13 protein-coding genes and 1 pseudogene are annotated in these 16,310 nt (G+C 74.3%); 4 read left to right on the top strand and 10 right to left on the bottom strand.

Features of this window, described 5'->3' with window-relative positions; all coding sequences use genetic code 11:
* Nucleotides 1–56 precede the first annotated feature (56 nt).
* The 6 genes from AC529_RS14675 to AC529_RS14650 form a co-directional block, all read right to left on the bottom strand.
* Entirely contained in the window at nucleotides 57–2,108 is a 2,052-nt protein-coding gene (locus AC529_RS14675; RefSeq protein WP_083948284.1) for a YfjP family GTPase, read from the bottom strand.
* A 41-nt stretch (nucleotides 2,109–2,149) separates the two neighbouring features.
* Nucleotides 2,150–4,003, bottom strand: coding sequence for a GTPase (locus AC529_RS14670; protein WP_068757688.1), 1,854 nt, complete (start codon nucleotides 4,001–4,003; stop codon nucleotides 2,150–2,152).
* Between the two features lie 61 nt (nucleotides 4,004–4,064).
* On the bottom strand, nucleotides 4,065–5,345 hold the full coding sequence (gene cobA, locus AC529_RS14665; RefSeq protein WP_068758038.1) for a uroporphyrinogen-III C-methyltransferase: 1,281 nt from the start codon (nucleotides 5,343–5,345) through the stop codon (nucleotides 4,065–4,067).
* A 288-nt stretch (nucleotides 5,346–5,633) separates the two neighbouring features.
* Entirely contained in the window at nucleotides 5,634–8,015 is a 2,382-nt protein-coding gene (gene cobT, locus AC529_RS14660; RefSeq protein ID WP_157080220.1) for a nicotinate-nucleotide--dimethylbenzimidazole phosphoribosyltransferase, read from the bottom strand.
* Nucleotides 8,016–8,233: 218 nt separating this feature from the next.
* Nucleotides 8,234–9,244 (bottom strand): Rv2231c family pyridoxal phosphate-dependent protein CobC, encoded by a 1,011-nt coding sequence (cobC, locus tag AC529_RS14655; protein ID WP_068757686.1) that lies wholly within the window; start codon nucleotides 9,242–9,244, stop codon nucleotides 8,234–8,236.
* A gap of 146 nt (nucleotides 9,245–9,390) precedes the next feature.
* The gene (locus tag AC529_RS14650) at nucleotides 9,391–9,945 is read right to left on the bottom strand and encodes a GNAT family N-acetyltransferase (RefSeq protein WP_068758034.1); all 555 of its coding nucleotides are present in this window, start codon (nucleotides 9,943–9,945) and stop codon (nucleotides 9,391–9,393) included.
* Between the two features lie 236 nt (nucleotides 9,946–10,181).
* Here AC529_RS14650 and AC529_RS20175 point away from each other — a divergent pair, with 236 nt between their 5' ends.
* Nucleotides 10,182–10,325: a hypothetical protein gene (locus tag AC529_RS20175; RefSeq protein WP_157080219.1), complete on the top strand. Its 144-nt coding sequence runs from the start codon at nucleotides 10,182–10,184 to the stop codon at nucleotides 10,323–10,325.
* Nucleotides 10,326–10,334: 9 nt separating this feature from the next.
* Here the strand turns inward: AC529_RS20175 and AC529_RS14645 are convergent, their stop codons facing one another.
* Nucleotides 10,335–10,601, bottom strand: a complete 267-nt coding sequence (locus AC529_RS14645) for a DUF6504 family protein (protein WP_068757684.1) — start codon at nucleotides 10,599–10,601, stop codon at nucleotides 10,335–10,337.
* A 286-nt stretch (nucleotides 10,602–10,887) separates the two neighbouring features.
* Between AC529_RS14645 and AC529_RS14640 the strand changes: the two genes are divergently transcribed.
* Nucleotides 10,888–12,780, top strand: a complete 1,893-nt coding sequence (locus tag AC529_RS14640) for a serine/threonine-protein kinase (protein ID WP_157080218.1) — start codon at nucleotides 10,888–10,890, stop codon at nucleotides 12,778–12,780.
* 54 nt (nucleotides 12,781–12,834) lie between these two features.
* Nucleotides 12,835–13,800, top strand: coding sequence for a quinone oxidoreductase family protein (locus AC529_RS14635; RefSeq protein ID WP_068757682.1), 966 nt, complete (start codon nucleotides 12,835–12,837; stop codon nucleotides 13,798–13,800).
* A gap of 68 nt (nucleotides 13,801–13,868) precedes the next feature.
* Here the strand turns inward: AC529_RS14635 and AC529_RS14630 are convergent, their stop codons facing one another.
* Together AC529_RS14630 and AC529_RS14625 are read right to left on the bottom strand one after the other, a co-directional pair.
* On the bottom strand, nucleotides 13,869–14,927 hold the full coding sequence (locus AC529_RS14630; protein WP_068757679.1) for an SPFH domain-containing protein: 1,059 nt from the start codon (nucleotides 14,925–14,927) through the stop codon (nucleotides 13,869–13,871).
* 88 nt (nucleotides 14,928–15,015) lie between these two features.
* On the bottom strand, nucleotides 15,016–15,456 hold the full coding sequence (locus tag AC529_RS14625; RefSeq protein ID WP_068757677.1) for an NfeD family protein: 441 nt from the start codon (nucleotides 15,454–15,456) through the stop codon (nucleotides 15,016–15,018).
* A gap of 176 nt (nucleotides 15,457–15,632) precedes the next feature.
* Here AC529_RS14625 and AC529_RS14620 point away from each other — a divergent pair, with 176 nt between their 5' ends.
* Complete coding sequence (locus AC529_RS14620) at nucleotides 15,633–16,106, top strand: hypothetical protein (RefSeq protein ID WP_068757676.1); 474 nt, start codon at nucleotides 15,633–15,635, stop codon at nucleotides 16,104–16,106.
* On the opposite strand, the pseudogene AC529_RS20990 reads toward AC529_RS14620, so the two are convergent.
* Nucleotides 16,078–16,310 (bottom strand): annotated as a pseudogene (locus AC529_RS20990) (cobalamin biosynthesis protein); the annotation flags it as partial. The gene AC529_RS14620 and the pseudogene AC529_RS20990 overlap by 29 nt on opposite strands.

Below are 16,310 nucleotides of genomic sequence, written 5' to 3'. Positions count from 1 at the left end.
CGCTGCGGCGCCGGACGGGAGGTCCCGTCCGGCGCCGCAGCGGGGGCACGACGACGTCACCTGCGCCTGGCGGGCTGCGCCTCCTTGAGAGCCTGGCAGTACCTCTCGTAGTTGCGGAGCTCCGCCTCCAGCGGCGCGACCACCCGCTCCACCGCGATCCGCTTGACCTGCTCGGTACCGTGCGTCTCGACGTACTCGCGGCGGCGAGCGGCCTCGACCGTGACGAGGTTGCGACAGCCCACCCCGGTCAGCCAGCCCAGCAGCAGGGAGCCTGCGGTCAGCGCGGCCGCCAGGAACAGCAGCGAGGGCTCGGCCAGGCCGCCGCCGATCCAGCCGACCAGCAGCGCCCCCAGCCACACCAGCCCGACCCCGGTGAGCGCCACCAGGAGGTACTGCACGACCCGCACCGCACCCCACCACGAAGGTGCGACGCTTTCGTCGGGAAGCGTCCCGGCGACGGCCGCGCCCAGCTCCTCGGGGAGCGTGTCCAGGTGGGTCCGCCCGGCGGCGCGCACCCGCTGCGGCCACGGGTCCGGCAGGGAGGCGGCCGAGGCGTCGGCCGCCGCAGCGATCGCGGTGGCGATCTCGGCGTGCTGCGCGCCCATCGGACCGGTCCCCGTCCCCGCCACCTCCTCGGTGAGGAACCCCAGTTGGGCCGCGCGCAGCGGATCGCGGCGCAGCCGCCGCACCCACCGGGCCAGCGGCCAGCCCACGGCCCGCGCCCCGCGGCGCTCGTGCGCGGTCTCCACCGCGTCCGCGATCGCCTCGACCCCGCTGGCCTCGGCCAGCCGGTCCACCAGGGCGGCCCGGGCGGGCGGGGGCAGTTCGGCGGTGCCGTCCGGCTCGCCGTACACCTCGAACCCGGCGACCACCTGGTCCAGGTCGGCGGCGAGGCGGTCGATGGCGGCGCGGCGGTCGGCGACGGTCTCCACGAGCAACTGGCGCAGCTCGCGCAGCCCTTCCCCGGTGACCGCCGAGGTGGTCAGCAGCCGCGGGTGCACCCCCGACTCGTCCTCCAGCAGCCTGCGCAGGTCGGTCAGGAGCTCCTCGGTCTCCTCCGGGTCGATCCGGTCGATCTGGTTGAGCACCGCCACCATCACCGCCCCGTGCCCGGACATCTCGGCCAGGTAGCGGTGGTGCACCGCGGCGTCGGCGTACTTCTGCGGGTCCAGGACCCAGATCAGCAGGTCCGCGGTCCTGATGAGGTGGTCGGACTCGGCGGTCTGCACGGCGCGCACGGAGTCGTGGTCGGGCAGGTCCAGCAGGATGAGCCCGTTGAGGTCGGAGTCGTCCCGGTCGAGTTCGCTGACCCTGGCGTGCCGGTACCTCGGCGGCACGCCCAGCCAGCCGAGCAGGTTGTCGGCCCTCTCCACGCCCCACACGCAGGCGTGCGCGGCGGTGGTGGTCGGCCGGGTGACGCCCACCCGCGACAGCTCCAGCCCGCACAGCGCGTTGAACAGCGAGGACTTGCCGCTCCCGGTCCCGCCGGCCAGGGCGACCACGGTGTGGTCGGCCGACAGCCGCAGCCGGGCCCCGGCGTGCTTGAGCAGCCCCCGTGCGCGTTCGACGAGGTCCGGGTCGAAGTGGTCGCGGCCCAGCTCGACGAGGACGGCCAGGGCGTCGAGCTTGGAGATCAGCTCCTCCCGGCTGGTGGTCGGCCTCGGCTGCCACAGGTCGCGGCGGGTGGGCTGGTACTCCTCGTCGTCGGGCGACCAGGCGGAGTCGTCCGGCTCTGCGGCGGGCTGCGCGGGGACCGTGGGCAGCGGCCCGGTGCGCCGTCCGGCGATCATCTCGCCCTCCTCGACCGCCGCGAGGCTGCCCACCCAGCCGGCGAGGTTGTCCGGGTCGTCGGGGTCGGTGCGCTCCTCGGCGGGCGGCTCCTCGTCGGCCTCCACGGTCACGACGGGCGTGCCGCGGGCCGGCGTGGCCTGCCCGGCCCGTGAGGCGAGGGCTCCGTCGGAGGCCGGAGCGACGGGGACCCGGTAGCGGAACCCGTCGCTGGGGCCGTAGGGACGCGGCTCGCCGTCCTGGTCGGGCCGGGGCGGCGCGTCGGCGCCGCCGGAGTGCGGGGAGGCGCCCTTCGAGTGCTCTGCTTCGGGATCCGCCATGTCAGGTTCCTGCCCGGGGCGAGCGGGGTGGGAAGGAATGGTCATCGTGCAATCTCAAGGTGGTCGTTGGCCTGGTAGAGCTGTGCGGCGACGGCAGGGTCAGGCAGGTTGGTCTCGGCCAGCGCCTCCGCGAAGCGGAGTTTCTCGGCCTCGAAAAGGGCGCTGACCCGTGCGCGCAGGTCGTCTCGGGCCCGGCCGCCGATGACCCGGAGCGGTTCGGCTCCGAAGAGGGCGCGGAGCAGCCGGCTCGGTGCGGCGTTGGGCGGTGGTGCGGCAGCGCTGTCGTGGTCGGAGATCCCGAAGCCGAGCAGGCCGACGATCAGGACGAGGCCGAACGCCTCGACGTCGTAGGTGAAGAACCGCGACACCGAGCGCTTGACCACCCCGTCGGAGGAGATGAGCTCGGTGATGTGGGCCTGCCAGTCGGCGACGGCGGTGCGGGCCCGGTAGGGGAAGTCCGCGGGAATCCGGTCGAGCGAGTGGCGTTCGGCGATGGCGGAGGCCCCGGGGATCTTCCGCCAGTGCTGCATGGCCGTCTCGATCGCGCGTTCCGCGGCGGAGACCACGAGCGCCTCGACGGCGTCCTGGATCGCCTGCTCCAGGGCGCGTACCCGGGTGCGGTCCTCGGCCTGCGCCCTGGTGCGCTTGTTGCGGATGCGCAGGGAGCGGGCCAGTTCACCGCTGGCGGCGATGTCCTGCCAGCGGGCCAGCACGTTGCCGCGCAGCAGGGAGGCGTCGGAGGTGCCGCGGTCGACCTCGGCCATGGCCTGGGCGAACGCGGTGCTCGCCGAGGTGGCCAGCACCCGCCCCACCTCGGCCTGGGTCTCGACGTGCTTGGCGAGCTCGGGGATGCGGGTGCGGAAGCTGTCGAGCACGCCGAGGAGGGTGCGGCGCGTGATCCGCTCCCGTTCCACCTCGTCCCCGGCGATGTCGGCGAGGTACCCGCGGATCTGGTCGGCGGTGTTGGCGGTGAAGCGCCCCCCGGCGATCTGGTCGGTCTCCGGGATGACGAAGCGGGGCGCCGACCCCAGGCCGTTGGCCTCCAGCATCGCCCCGAAGTGGGCGACGATCTGCTGGCGTCCGCGCCGGGGGACCCGGGACAGCACCACCGCCAGCGAGGTGTCCCGGTCCCGGGCGACCTGGAGGAACTGCCACACCCGGGCGTCGGCGTAGCGTTTGCTGGTGGTGACGAACACCCACAGGTCGGCCGCGTCGAGGAACTTCGCGGCGAACTCGTGGTGGGCGGCGACGACCGAGTCCACGTCGGGGGTGTCCAGCAGCGCCACCCCCTCGGGCATGTGCTCGGTGGCGGCGAGCACCAGCATTCCGTCCTTGCCCGGCATGGCCAGACCCTGCTGGCGGACCCGGGGCAGCGACGGCAGGAACGACGCCTCGCTGAACCAGTCCACGTCGGCGGGGTTGCAGGCCAGCACGGGGCTGTTGGTGGTGGGACGCCGCACCCCGGTGGTGGTCACCTGGGCGCCCACCAGGCTGTTGACCAGGGTGGACTTTCCGGCTCCGGTGGAGCCCGCGACGGCGATCAGCAGGGGGACGTCGGTCCTGCGCACCCGCGGGAGCACGTAGTCGTTGAGCTGGTCGAGGACGTCGCTGCGTGCGGTGCGGCCCTCCTCGGCTCCGGGCAGTCCGTCGGCGAACTCGACCGCGCGGATCCGGTCCCGCAGCGCTTCGAGGTTCTGTTCCAGGCGGGTGTCCCGGGCCGTGGCCCCGCGGTGCGCTCCTCCCCTGCCGCTTCTGCGGGGACGCGCCGTGGTGGAGGCGGTCGGGGCGTCTCGGCCCTGGACCGTGCTGTGTCCCCCGCCCATGCTGCGCACGGGCGCGTCCGGCGTCAGTTCGCCTGGTCCTGTCGCTTCCGGCACGGCAGGCGGCCGGGTCATGGCGGTTCCGCCCTTCTCATCGGTATTCGTGGTCACAACACCCGATTCCCCGCTGCCCTCGTCACTCCGGTCCGGCGCCCCTGACCGGAGCGGTCGGAACCTCTGCGGTGTTCTGGCCTCTGGGCAGTATGTCAAGCTCTCGTGCCGTGTCCACCACTTCTCCGATGACGAGTACCGCCGGATGGCGCACCCCGGCCTCCTGCGCCGCCTCCTCGACCGTCTCCAGCGTGGCCACCAGGGTGGTCTGGGTCGGCAGGGTGGCGTCCTGGACCACGGCGATCGGCGTGCGGGGGTCACGACCGTACTCGACGAGCGCGGAGGCGATCCGTCCGATGCGTTCGACCCCCATGAGCACGACGATCGTGCCGCCGCTGCGGGCAAGCGCGGCCCAGTCCACGGTGGAGCGCTCGTCCCCCGGAGGGACGTGGGCGGAGACGATGTGCAGGTGCTGGGCGACGCCGCGGTGCGTGACGGGGATGCCCGCGCTCGCGGGGGCGGCCAGAGCACTGGTCACCCCGGGAACCACGGTGACCGGAACCCCCGCGGCGACGCACGCCGCGACCTCCTCGCCGCCGCGGCCGAACAGGAAGGAGTCGCCGCCCTTGAGCCGGACCACGAACTTGCCCTGCCGGGCGCGGTCGACGAGCACCTCGTTGATGCTCTCCTGGGACATCGAACGGCCGTAGGGGATCTTGGCCGCGTCGATGACCTCCACCTCGCCGGGCAACTGGTCGAGCAGCCCGGTGGGGGCGAGCCGGTCGACCACGACCACGTCGGCCTGGGCCAGCAGTTGCCGACCGCGCACCGTGATCAGACCGGGGTCGCCCGGACCGCCGCCGACCAGGGCCACGCCGCGCATCGGCGCACGCCCCCGGCGGGCGTCCAGGGTGCCGTCGGCCAGTCCGTCGACGATGGCGTCGCGCAGTCCGGCGGCGCGCCGGGGGGCGCCGCCCGCGATCACCCCGACGGTGATCCCCGAGGCGCTGCCGGTGGCGGGGGTCCACGCGCTGGAGGAGTGGCGCTCGTCGGCGCGGACCGACCAGATGCGCGCGGCCTCGGCCTCGGCCGTCACGGCCGCGTTGACCTCGGCGGAGTCGGTCGCCGCGTGGACCAGCCAGAAGCGGCCGAGCCCGGTGACGTCACCGGGCCGGTAGGCGCGCCGTTCCCAGCGCACCCGGCCGCTCTCGGCGAGTCCCTGCAACGCCGTGGTGACGTGCGGCGAGACCACGGTGACCCGGGCACCCGCGTCCAGGAGGACGGGGACGCGGCGCTGGGCGACACGTCCCCCGCCCACCACGAGCACATCCCGTCCCTGCAGTCGCAAACCGAGGAGATAGGTCACCGAGGAGGCCTCCAATTCCGCTTACCAGCCCCAGGCTCCGGGGGCTCCACCGCGTTCGTGTGCCGGGCCCGTCCCCACCGGCCACGGGGACAGGGGGGATCGTCGCGGTCTGCTCAGGAGCGGTCCGGCACCGGTTTCCGGCCGTGTGGACGAAACGGGGCACGACGCGAAAGCCCTATTCCGCACATGGTCCCAAAATACCGTGCCGACCGCTCCCTTACCGCTACTACTGTCTAACGTGAGGAATCCGGATTGTGGCGGTGACTACAGCGCTGAGGGGCGGGTGGCTCAACCGCTCCGGGACACCCCGGCGGAGTCGAAGGTCGCCACGTCCCGCAGCGCCCGCGCGGCGCTCTGCACCAGCGGCAGCGCCAGCAGCGCCCCGGTGCCCTCGCCCAGGCGCAGGTCCAGGTCGACCAGGGGGCGCAGGCCCAGGTGCTCCAGCACCACGGAGTGCCCCGGTTCGCTGGAGCGGTGCCCGGCGATGCAGGCCAGCCGCGCCTCGGGGGCCAGCGCCACCGCGGCCAGGGCCGCGGAGCCGGCGATGATCCCGTCCAGCAGCACCGGAACCCGCAGGAACGCCGCGCCCAGGATGAACCCGGCCAGGGCGGCGTGCTCCAGGCCGCCCACGGCGGCGAGCACCCCGACCGGGTCGGAGGGGTCGATCTGGTTGGCGCGCAGCGCCGCGCGGACGACCTCCACCTTGTGCGCGTACACGGCGTCGTCGACACCGGTGCCCCGGCCGGTGACCTCGGCGGCGTCACGGCCGGTGAACGCGGCGACCAGTGCTGCGGAGGCCGTCGTGTTGGCGATGCCCATGTCGCCGGTGACCAGGCAGCGGTTGCCCGCCGCCACCAGGTCGCGAGCCACCTCGATGCCCGTCTCGATGGCGTACTCGGCCTGTAGGCGGCTCATCGCCGGGCCCCTGGTCATGTCGGCGGTGCCGCGGGCGATCTTGCGGGGCAGCAGCCCCGGCACGGCGGGCAGGTCGTCGACCACGCCCACGTCCACCACGGTGACCTCGGCGCCGACCTGCGCGGCGAAGGCGTTGACCACCGCACCGCCGGCGAGGAAGTTGTGCACCATCTGCGTGGTGACCTCCTGCGGCCAGTGGGTCACCCCCTGGGCGTGGACGCCGTGGTCGGCGGCGAACACCGCGACGGCCGCGGGTTCGGGGACCGGCGCCGGGCACTCCCCGGCCAGACCGGCCAACTGCACCGAGACGTCCTCGAGCACGCCCAGGGAGCCGGGCGGCTTGGTCATGCGGGACTGGCGCTCCCGGGCCTCCTCCATGGCCCGCTGGTGGAGCGGTCCGATCCCGGCGATCGTCTCCTCCAGCAAGCTGGCGGACTCCTCTCCGGGCAGCCCGCGCTGCCCGTACTGCTCGCGGTGCACCGCCCAGGCCAGCGGTCGGCGCTGCGCCCAGCCGCCCAGGGCGAGCTCGGGTTCGGGCGGGAACTCCTCCACGTAGCCGACGCACAGGTAGGCGACGATCTCCAGGTGCGGCGGCAGGTCCAGTTCGCGGGCGAGCTCCCGCTCGGAGAAGAAGCTCACCCAGCCCACGCCGAGCCCTTCGGCGCGGGCGGCCAGCCACAGGTTCTCCACGGCCAGGGCGGTGGAGTAGGCCGCGGTCTGCGGCTGGACGTGCCGTCCCAGCGTGTGCCGCCCGCCCCGGGTGGGGTCGACGGTGACCACGATGTTGAGCGGCGTGTCCAGGATCGCCTCGACCTTGAGCCCGGAGAAGGTGCGGGCCCGCGCACCGGGCAGGGCCATGGCGTAGGCCTCGCGCTGCCGCTGCACGAGGTCGCGCACCCGGGCGCGGGTGCCGCGGTCGTGGATGACCACGAAGTCCCAGGGCTGGGAGAAGCCGACGGAGGGCGCGTGGTGGGCGGCCTCCAGGATGCGGACCAGGACCTCGTCGGGAACGGGGTCGGGGCGGAATCCCACCCGGACGTCACGGCGCTCCCGGATGACCCGGTACACGGCCTCGCGTGCGGCGTCGTCGTAGGCGTGGGCGGCCGGGTCGGCGGGCGGTCCGGCCTCGGCGGGCTCGGCCGGTGCGGCGGCCGCCCCCACCGGTTCGGCGACCGCCTCGTCGGGGTCGTGGACGACCGGCTCCTCCTCCGCCGCGACCGGCTCCTCCGCCTGTGCGGGGGCCGGGGCGGCCGGTCCGGGTTCGGGTGCGGGTCCGAGGACTGCGGTCTCCTCGGCGGGTTCGGGTTCGGGCACGAAGGCCGCGGATGGTGCGTTCACAGGCTCGTCGTGACTTTCGGGCTGTGCGGTTTCGTTGTGGTGCGGCGCAACGGCGGCGGGCTCGACCGCCGGCCGCTGCGGGGCAGCGGGCTGCCGGGGAGGCTGCCGTACGGCGCTCTGTCCGACAGCGCCCCGCAGCGGGACGACGTTGTGCGCGGGACGGTCCCCGGCAGGGGTCGCGCCGCCCGGGGCGGGCGGGACCGGCGCCGGGCCGCTCCGGTGCGGTTCGGCGGAAGCGGGCCGGGCCGGTTCGGGCGCGGTCGGCCGGACGGCCGTCGGACGCGCCGCGGGCGGCGGTGGGGGCAGCGTGCGCCCTGCGGGGGCGAGGGGCGGGAGCGCTCCGCCGGTTCCCCGCCCGGCCTCGGGCAGGCCGTCCAGCAGCCCGCCCGGCGATCGGGACTCCCAGGCCGGGAACACGGCGGACCAGCGTCCTCCGGGGGACGGCTCGGACCGCAGGGAGGAGGCCCGGTCGGGTCTTCCCCCCGTCCCTGCGTGGTCGGCGCTCCGCTCGTCGCCGGGCGCGCTGTCTGTGCGGTCACCGCTCAAGGGTTTCCTCCGTGGTCGCTGGTCGGTCCCGGTCTCCGAGCGGCGGGACCGGGCCGGGGCGTCGGCCGGGCGTCAGTCGTCTCCTCCACTCAGAGCAACTCTGCCAGAAGTGCCACGAGCCGAGCGTTCGCCTCGGGCCCTCTGACCGCGATACGCAGATGGTCCCGGCCCAGGCCGGGAAAGGTGTCGCCGCGGCGCACCGCGACGCCGCGCTCGCGCAGCCGGGTGCGGAGCAGGTCCGCTCCGGCGACGCGGGCGAGCAGGAACGACGCGCGGGGCCGGGGGGTGACGGCCAGGCCCAGGGCGGTGAGGTCCTGGACCAGCCGGGCGCGCCGCTGTTCCAGGTCGACCGCCCAGGCGTGGGCCTCGGCGAGCGCCCTGGGGGCGGTGCACTCGCGTACCGCCACCAGCGCCGGTGTGGAGACCGGCCACAGCGGCTGGGCCTCGGCCAGGCGGCGGACCAGCCCGGGCTCGGCCAGCAGGTAGCCGACGCGCAGCCCGGCCAGTCCCCAGGTCTTGGTGAGGCTGCGCACGACGACCAGGCCGGGCAGGTCGGTGCGTCCGGCCAGGGACTCCGGCTCTCCGGGGACGCAGTCGGCGAACGCCTCGTCCACGACGAGGACGCGCCCCGGCCGGGCGAGGGCGGCCAGGGTCGCGGCGGGGTGCAGCACGGAGGTGGGATTGGTGGGGTTGCCGACCACGACGAGGTCGGCGTCGTCGGGGACGGCGCCGGGGTCGAGGGTGAAGTCGCCGTCCAGCACGACCCGCTCCACCGGGTGCCCGGCGGCGCGCAGGGCCGCCTCCGGCTCGGTGAACTGGGGGTGGACCACGACCGCGCGGCGCGGTGCGAGCACGCGGGCCAGCAGGACGAACGCCTCGGCCGCGCCCGCGGTGAGCAGGACGTCGGCGGGCTCGCGGCGGTGGCGGCGGGCCACCGCGCGGCGGGCGGGTTCCGGGTCGGGGTAGGCGGCCAGGTCCGTGACGGAGGCCGCGATGCGTTCGGCCAGCCAGCTCGGCGGGGTGCGGTCGCGCACGTTGACCGCGAAGTCGAGAAGGCCGGGCCCGACCTCGGCGTCGCCGTGGTGGCGCAGATCGACCATGTGCTCCGGCGCTCCCCAATACGCTGCTCGGTTCTCCGGGGGAAGAACCTACCGTCCGGCCGGGGCCGGGCTGCCGCTCCCCCTCCCCCTGCCGCACACGTCGGCCACCGTTCGCGTCCGGGCGGGCACGGTGCGTCTTCGGCGGGTCAGCCGGTCAGGTCGGGGCGGATGACGCTGTAGACGGCCAGGTCGGCGCGTCCGCGGTGGAGCCGTATGGCGTTGCGTTCGATCCCCTCGTAGACGTAGCCGGCCTTCTCGGCGACGCGACGGGAGGCGACGTTGTCGGTGGCGGCCTTGAGGGCGATCCGCTCGAACTCCTGGTCGAGCAGCACCCAGCGGGTGATGGCGACGACCGCTTCGGGGGCCAGTCCGCGGCCGCGCGCGTCGGGGGACATCAGATAGCCGATCTCGATGGTGCGCGCCACCCAGTTGGCGCGGCTCACCCCGAAGGACCCGACGTAGCGTCCGGTCCGGCGGCACACGGCCGCCCAGTGCTGGCCGTCGCCGCTGGCCCGGGCGGCCGGGGCGGTCTCGACGCACCAGGCGACCGCGTCGGCGCGGGTGTAGGGGCGGCCGGGCGCGGGGATCGGCAGCCAGCGCTGGGTGAGCGGGTCGGTTGCCGCCCTCAGCACGTCGTCGGCGTCGTGCTCGGTGAAGGCGCGCAGGCGCAGGCGCTCGGTCTCCAGGATGACGCTGGGCATGATCGGGGCGGTGGGCACATCGTTCCTTTCCGGGCCGGGGCGGTCGCCCCGGTTCCCGGCGGCGCCGGTCCGTGACCGGGCGACTGCATTCCGCCAGTGTGCCAAGACGGTCGGTTCCGGCCAACACGTTCCTGCCGGATGACCGGTGTCCGTCGTGACCGTTTCCGGTCCCCGGAGCCGCGCCGGTTTGGCAGGGTGTTAGGCGAATACCCCCTGCCACCTTCCCGGAGCGTCCCGTGGTCTGGCTCTTGCTCGCCTGCGTCCTGCTCGTGGTGCTCGTTCCCCTGCTGGCGCTCTTCGCCCGCCTCATCCGGCTCCCGCCGCCCACCCCGACGCACCGGCGCACCCCGCACGACGCCGAGGACGGCCCGGCCGCCTGAGCGGCCTCCTCAGGCGGCCACCCGGGCCAGCAGCCAGGTGCCGGTGGCGGAGTCGTGGCGCAGCTCGTAGAGGCCGAAGTCCGCGCCCGCCCCCGCGCGCACCCGCCAGAAGACCCGCTCCGGCCGCCTGCCCTCCCCGGTGAAGTCGGAGCGCACCGTGACCCAGTGGTCGAGGATCTGCCGGACCGTGTGGACCCGCCCCTGCCAGACGAACCGCGCGGGCCGCCCGTCGCGCTCCCACACCTGCACCGGCACGCCGTAGACCCGTCCCGTCATCACTGCTCCCATGAACCCCCCAGATCCAGCGCACAGGCGACCGACAGGCGTTGCGACCGCAACCGCGGTCGAACACATGTTCTAATGATAGTGGAGAACGGCGCGGAACAGAGGAGAAACACCCGACGTTTCCGGGCTCCCGCCGCTTCCGCCCCCGCGGAGTCGCCTTCCGTCACCCGCTCGTGATTGACTGCCACCGTCCCGAGAAGCGCCCTCCCCGCCTCCCCACGCCGGGATCGCTAGGCTGTGGGAGGCGAACCGCACCATTGGCAAAGGAATTCCCGCTGTGAGGCCAAACGGGCACGAGCGCGCCAAGCCCCTCCGCACCGGCGACCCCACCGAGCTGGGCGGCTACCGCGTCCTCGGACGGCTGGGCCGCGGCGGCATGGGAACGGTCTACCTCGCCGTGGACGAGCGGGGACAGCGCGTCGCGGTCAAGCTGATCCACCCGGACCTCAGCGAGGACCCCGCGTTCCGGCAGCGCTTCGCGCGCGAGGTGGCCGCGGCCCGCCGGGTCGCCCGGTTCTCCACCGCCGCGGTGATCGACGCGCAACTGGACGGCGACCCGCTGTTCATCGTCTCCGAGTACGTCCCCGGCCCCGACCTGGCCGAGGCGGTCAGGGTCGACGGCCCCATGCACGGCGGCACCCTGGAGAGCCTGGCGCTGGGCGTCGCGGCCGCACTCACCGCGATCCACGGCGCGGGCATCGTCCACCGCGACCTCAAACCCGCCAACGTGCTGCTGTCCGCGGTGGGCCCGAAGGTGATCGACTTCGGGATCGCCCGGGCGCTGGACGAGCACAGCGAGGTCACCCGCTCCAGCCAGATCATGGGCACCCCGGCCTACCTCGCCCCGGAGATCATCGCGGGGGAGCCCCCGGGGCAGCCCTCCGACATCTTCTCCTGGGGCTGCCTGGTCGCCTACGCCGGAACCGGACGCGCCCCCTTCGACGGTCCCACCGTCCCCGCGGTGCTGCACCAGATCATCTCCGCGCCTCCCGAGCTGTCGGGGCTCGACCCGGCGCTGCGCGACCTCGTGGAGAGCGCGCTGGACAAGTTCCCGGACAACCGCCCCACCGCCCAGCAACTGCTCAACCGGCTGATCGGCCAGGAGGCGCCCAGCCCGGACGCCGTCCACGAGACCGTGGTGCGCTCCTGGACCCCGCCGTCCGTCACCCGCCCGGAGGCCGTCCCCTCGGGTCCGAACCCGGCCGTCCCCGTCGCGCCGTCCCCCGTGGCCGCTTCCCCGGTCGGACGGCTCGGGGCCGCCGCGCCGCAGCCCGGCGGGTTCCCGCCCGCTCCCCCGTCCCCCGTCCTCCCGCAGCAGGGCGGCCCCACCCCGCCGGGCGGCCAGCAGCCGACGGCGGCCCTCCCCCCGCAGCCCGAGGGGCCGCGCCGCCCCTTCCCGCTGCGGGCGGTGGGCGCCGGCGCCGGCGCGCTGCTCCTGGTCGGCGCCGCCGTCCTGGGCGGCGTGTGGCTGTTCGGCGGCCGCGGGGTGCCGGAGGGCATCCAGATCTACGCCGACGACTTCACCACGCGCCAGGGGTGGAACGACCGCGACTTCGACCCCGGGGACACCTTCTACTGGATGGGCTACCACGAGGGCGGCTACGCGCTGGCCGCCGACGGGGAGTCCCAGGTCTCCACCCTCCACACCGCCCCCGTCTCCGAACTGCCCGAGCAGGTACGGGTCAGCGCCACCGCCCGGGTGCTGTCCGGTCCCGCCTACGGCACCTACGGGCTGTACTGCTTCCACAACGACGACGGCGACAACGTCACCTCCTACACCGCCAGCGTGCGGGTGGACGGCACCATGGCCCAGATCCGCCGCGACGGGGGCGAGGAGGGCTCCACCCACCTGGAGGAGGTCACCGGCACCCCCCTGCCCGGGTTCGTCGAGTCCTCCGAGGAGGCGGCGGAACCGGCCGTCAACACGCTCGACTTCACCTGCGAACTGAACGGCGAGGCCGACACGGTCGCCCTCAACCTGTGGATCAACGGCGAGCACGTGCTGGAGGCGGTCGACCCCAACCCGCTGCCGCACGACGACGAGGACGCCCCGCAGGCGGGCATCAGGGTGACCCGCGGCGTGGGCGGGGGCGGCAACCTTGTCGTCGTCTTCGACGACTTCGCCGTGTACCGGCTGGACAGCGGTCAGGCTGAGGAGTCGGAGCGGTAACGTCACCCGGCACGGAGCCCGTGAGTGTTCGAGCGAGATTCGAGGAGGCCGCGCATGCGCGCCATCGTTGTCGAGGAGATCGGCGGTCCCGAGGTGCTGCGCCCGACCGAGGCGCCCGACCCGGTCCCCGGCCCCGGGGAGGTCGTCGTCGACCTGGCGGCCCGCGGGGTCAACTTCATCGAGATCTACCAGCGGTCCGGCCTCTACCCGGTGTCCCTGCCGTGGATCCCGGGCAGTGAGGGCGCGGGTGTGGTCAGCGCCGTCGGCGAGGGGGTCACCGGGGTGTCCGTCGGCTCGCGGGTGGTGTCGGCGTCGCTGCGGGGCTCCTACGCCGAGCGCGCCGTGGTCGCCGCCGAGGACCTCGTCCCGGTGCCCGACGGGGTCTCCATCGAGCAGGCCGCCGCGGTCCTGCTCCAAGGGCTCACCGCGCACTACCTCACCCACTCCACCTATCCGGTCCATCCGGGCGACACCGTGCTGGTGCACGCCGCGGCCGGAGGGACGGGGCGGCTCGTGGTCCAGTTCGCCAAGCTGCGGGGCGCCCGGGTCATCGGCACGGTCTCCACCGAGGCCAAGGAGCGCGAGGCCCGCGCCGCGGGCGCGGACGAGGTCATCCGCTCCACCGAGGCCGACATCGCCGCCGAGGTGCACCGGCTCACCAACGGCGAGGGAGTGCCCGTGGTCTACGACGGGGTGGGCGCCGCCACCTTCGACGCGAGCCTGGCCAGCCTGCGCCCGCGCGGCATGCTGGTGCTGTTCGGCCAGGCCAGCGGCCCGGTCCCGCCGTTCGACCCGCAGCGGCTCAACGCCGCGGGCTCGGTCTACCTGACCCGGCCCTCCCTGGGCCACTACACCCGGACCCGCCAGGAGCTGCTGGACCGCGCCTCCGACGTGCTGGGCCTGGTGGCCTCCGGCGGGCTCACCGTGCACGTGGGCGGCCGCTACCCGCTGGCCGAGGCACACCGCGCCCACACCGACCTGGCCTCCCGGGCCACCACGGGCAAGCTGCTGCTCGTCTAGGGCGCCGGACGGCGTCCTCCGGACTCCTCACGCCACGGCGCGGCCCCGCGGCCGGCGGGGCCGCCGCCTCACTCCTCGCCGCGCTGCTGGGAGGGCAGGCCCGACGGCCCCGACGCCGCCTTGGCCTCGGCCTTGGCCTCGGCGACCGCCTCGGCCGCGCTGTCGGCGGCCAGGTCGGCGGCGTGCAGCGTCTCGGCGCTGGTCGCCGTCCCCGCGGTGAGCTCCGCGGTCGTGTCCTCCTGTCCGCTGCCGGAGCGCTCCTCCTCGGCGGAGGGGGCGAACGCCTTGCTGAGGGTCTGGATCGCCTGGGTGAGCTCGCCGGGGATGACCCAGAAGGTGTTGCCCTCGTTCTGGGCGAGCGCGGGCAGGGTCTCCAGGTACTTGTAGGCCAGCAGCTTGGCGTCGGCGTTGTTGGCGTGCACCGCCTGGAACACCCGCTCGATGGCCTTCGCCTCGCCGTCGGCGCGCAGGATCGCGGCCTGCTGCTGGCCCTGGGCCTCCAGGATGGCCTGCTGGCGGGCGCCCTCGGCGGTGAGGATGCGGGCCTGCCGCTCCCCCTCGGCGTGCAGGATCGCGGCCCGCTTGTCGCGTTCGGCCCGCATCTGCTTCTCCATCGCCTCCTTGATGGTGGGCGGCGGGTCGATGGCCTTGATCTCGACGCGGTTGACGCGGATGCCCCACTTGCCGGTGGCCTCGTCGAGGACGCCGCGCAGCCGCGAGTTGATCTCCTCGCGCGAGGTGAGCGTGCGCTCCAGGTCCATGCCGCCGATGACGTTGCGCAGCGTGGTGATGGTGAGCTGGTCGATGGCCTGTAGGTAGTTGGCCACCTCGTAGGCGGCGGCCCGCGGGTCGGTGATCTGGTAGTAGAGGACGGTGTCGATGTTGACCACCAGGTTGTCCTCGGTGATCACCGGCTGCGGCCGGGAGGAGAAGACCTGCTCGCGCAGGTCGAACTTGGTGTTGACGCGGTCCACGACCGGAATGATGAAGTTCAGGCCCGGTTGCAGGGTGCGCAGGTAGCGTCCGAAACGTTCGATGTTGTAGGCGCGGGCCTGCGGGACGATCCGTACGGTGGACACCACTCCCAGGACCACGATGGCGGCGAGGGCGATGAGGACGATCTCCATGGCGGCTGCTTCTCCTCCTTCGGTGGCTGCCCGGAGCGGGAGGCGGATCTCGCGGGAGGGGCGGGGCGCGCCGTCCCACCGGTCCGGGTCACGGCAGCGCGTCGCGCGGGTAGACCACCGCGGTGGCGCCGTCGATCTGCATGACGTCGACGTGGGTTCCGGCGGGGATGCGCAGCGTCTCGTCGAGGCACCGGGCGGTCCACTCCTCACCGGAGAGCTTGATCCGGCCGCCGTCCGCGGTGATCTCCTCGACCACCAGCGCGCTCCGTCCCACCAGCGCCTCGGCTCCCGAGCGGAGCGGCGGCGGCTGAGCCATGTGGCGGCGCGCGATCGGCCGGATGACGAGCAGCCCCGCGGCAGAGGCGGCCACGAAGGCCAGGACCTGCCCGGACAGGCCGACCCCGGCCGCGCCCGCCACCCCCGCGACCAGTGCCGCCGCGGCCAGCAGTCCGAGGGCAAGGGTCAGTGTGAACAGCTCGGCCACACCCAGTGCGACGGCCACGACCAACCAGAGAACCCAGACCGGCATACCCTCTCCCGCCTTCTGCGGCGCGCACTCTAGAGTTACCCGCGAATCGCCCCTTTGCACCGTCCGTTTCCGGATCGGAGCAGTCTGCGCGGAGGGCGGGGCGGGCCTGCCGGGCGCCGCCTCCGCCGTCCCGGTTTCCCTGGCCGGTCGGCCGCGTCCTCTGGGAGAATCCGGTCATGAGCCACTATCCCGATCCGCACGGCGGTCCAGGCTCCCCGTGGAACGCGGGCCAGGGCCTGCCCGGCCCGGTTCCGCCGTACGAGTCCACGGGCGGCTACTCCGCTCCGCTGCCTGCCGTTCCCGAGCAGCCGATCGCCGTGATCGGCGACATCACCGTCACCCAGAACACCGTCGTCACCCCGGGCGGCTCGTTTCCGCTGCGCGGCAGCATGTGGGCGATCAACGACATGACGACGGTGCAGCAGGGGATCCCCACCTGGGCCACGGTCCTGGCGGTGCTCGGCTTCTTCCTGGTCTGCGCCCTGAGCCTGCTCCTGCTGCTGGTGAAGGAGACCACGGTGACGGGCACCATCCAGGTCACCGTCACCTACGGCGACCGGTTCTACACCACCCAGGTGCCGGTGCGCTCCCCGGCCGACATCACCCGGACCCACCAGCAGTTCAACTACGTCCGCTCGCTGACCTTCTGATCCTCCGCCGACGCCGTGCGGCCGGCGGGGCCGTCCCCCAGGCCGTCGCCGCGGCGAGGAGGGCCGCTCCCGCGGTGACGGCGCGGGCCAGGCGCACGGCGCGGCGGATGTCGGCGGCCTCGGGCGGCCGTCCGTCGCCGAGGCGGGGGCGCTCCTCCGTCCGCGTGCCGTAGACGTTGCGTCCGCCGAGGCGGAGGTCGAGCG

The sequence above is a fragment of the Thermobifida cellulosilytica TB100 genome (assembly GCF_001517975.1).
Lineage (GTDB): Bacteria > Actinomycetota > Actinomycetes > Streptosporangiales > Streptosporangiaceae > Thermobifida > Thermobifida cellulosilytica.
This window is presented reverse-complemented; position numbering and strand designations above follow the sequence as displayed.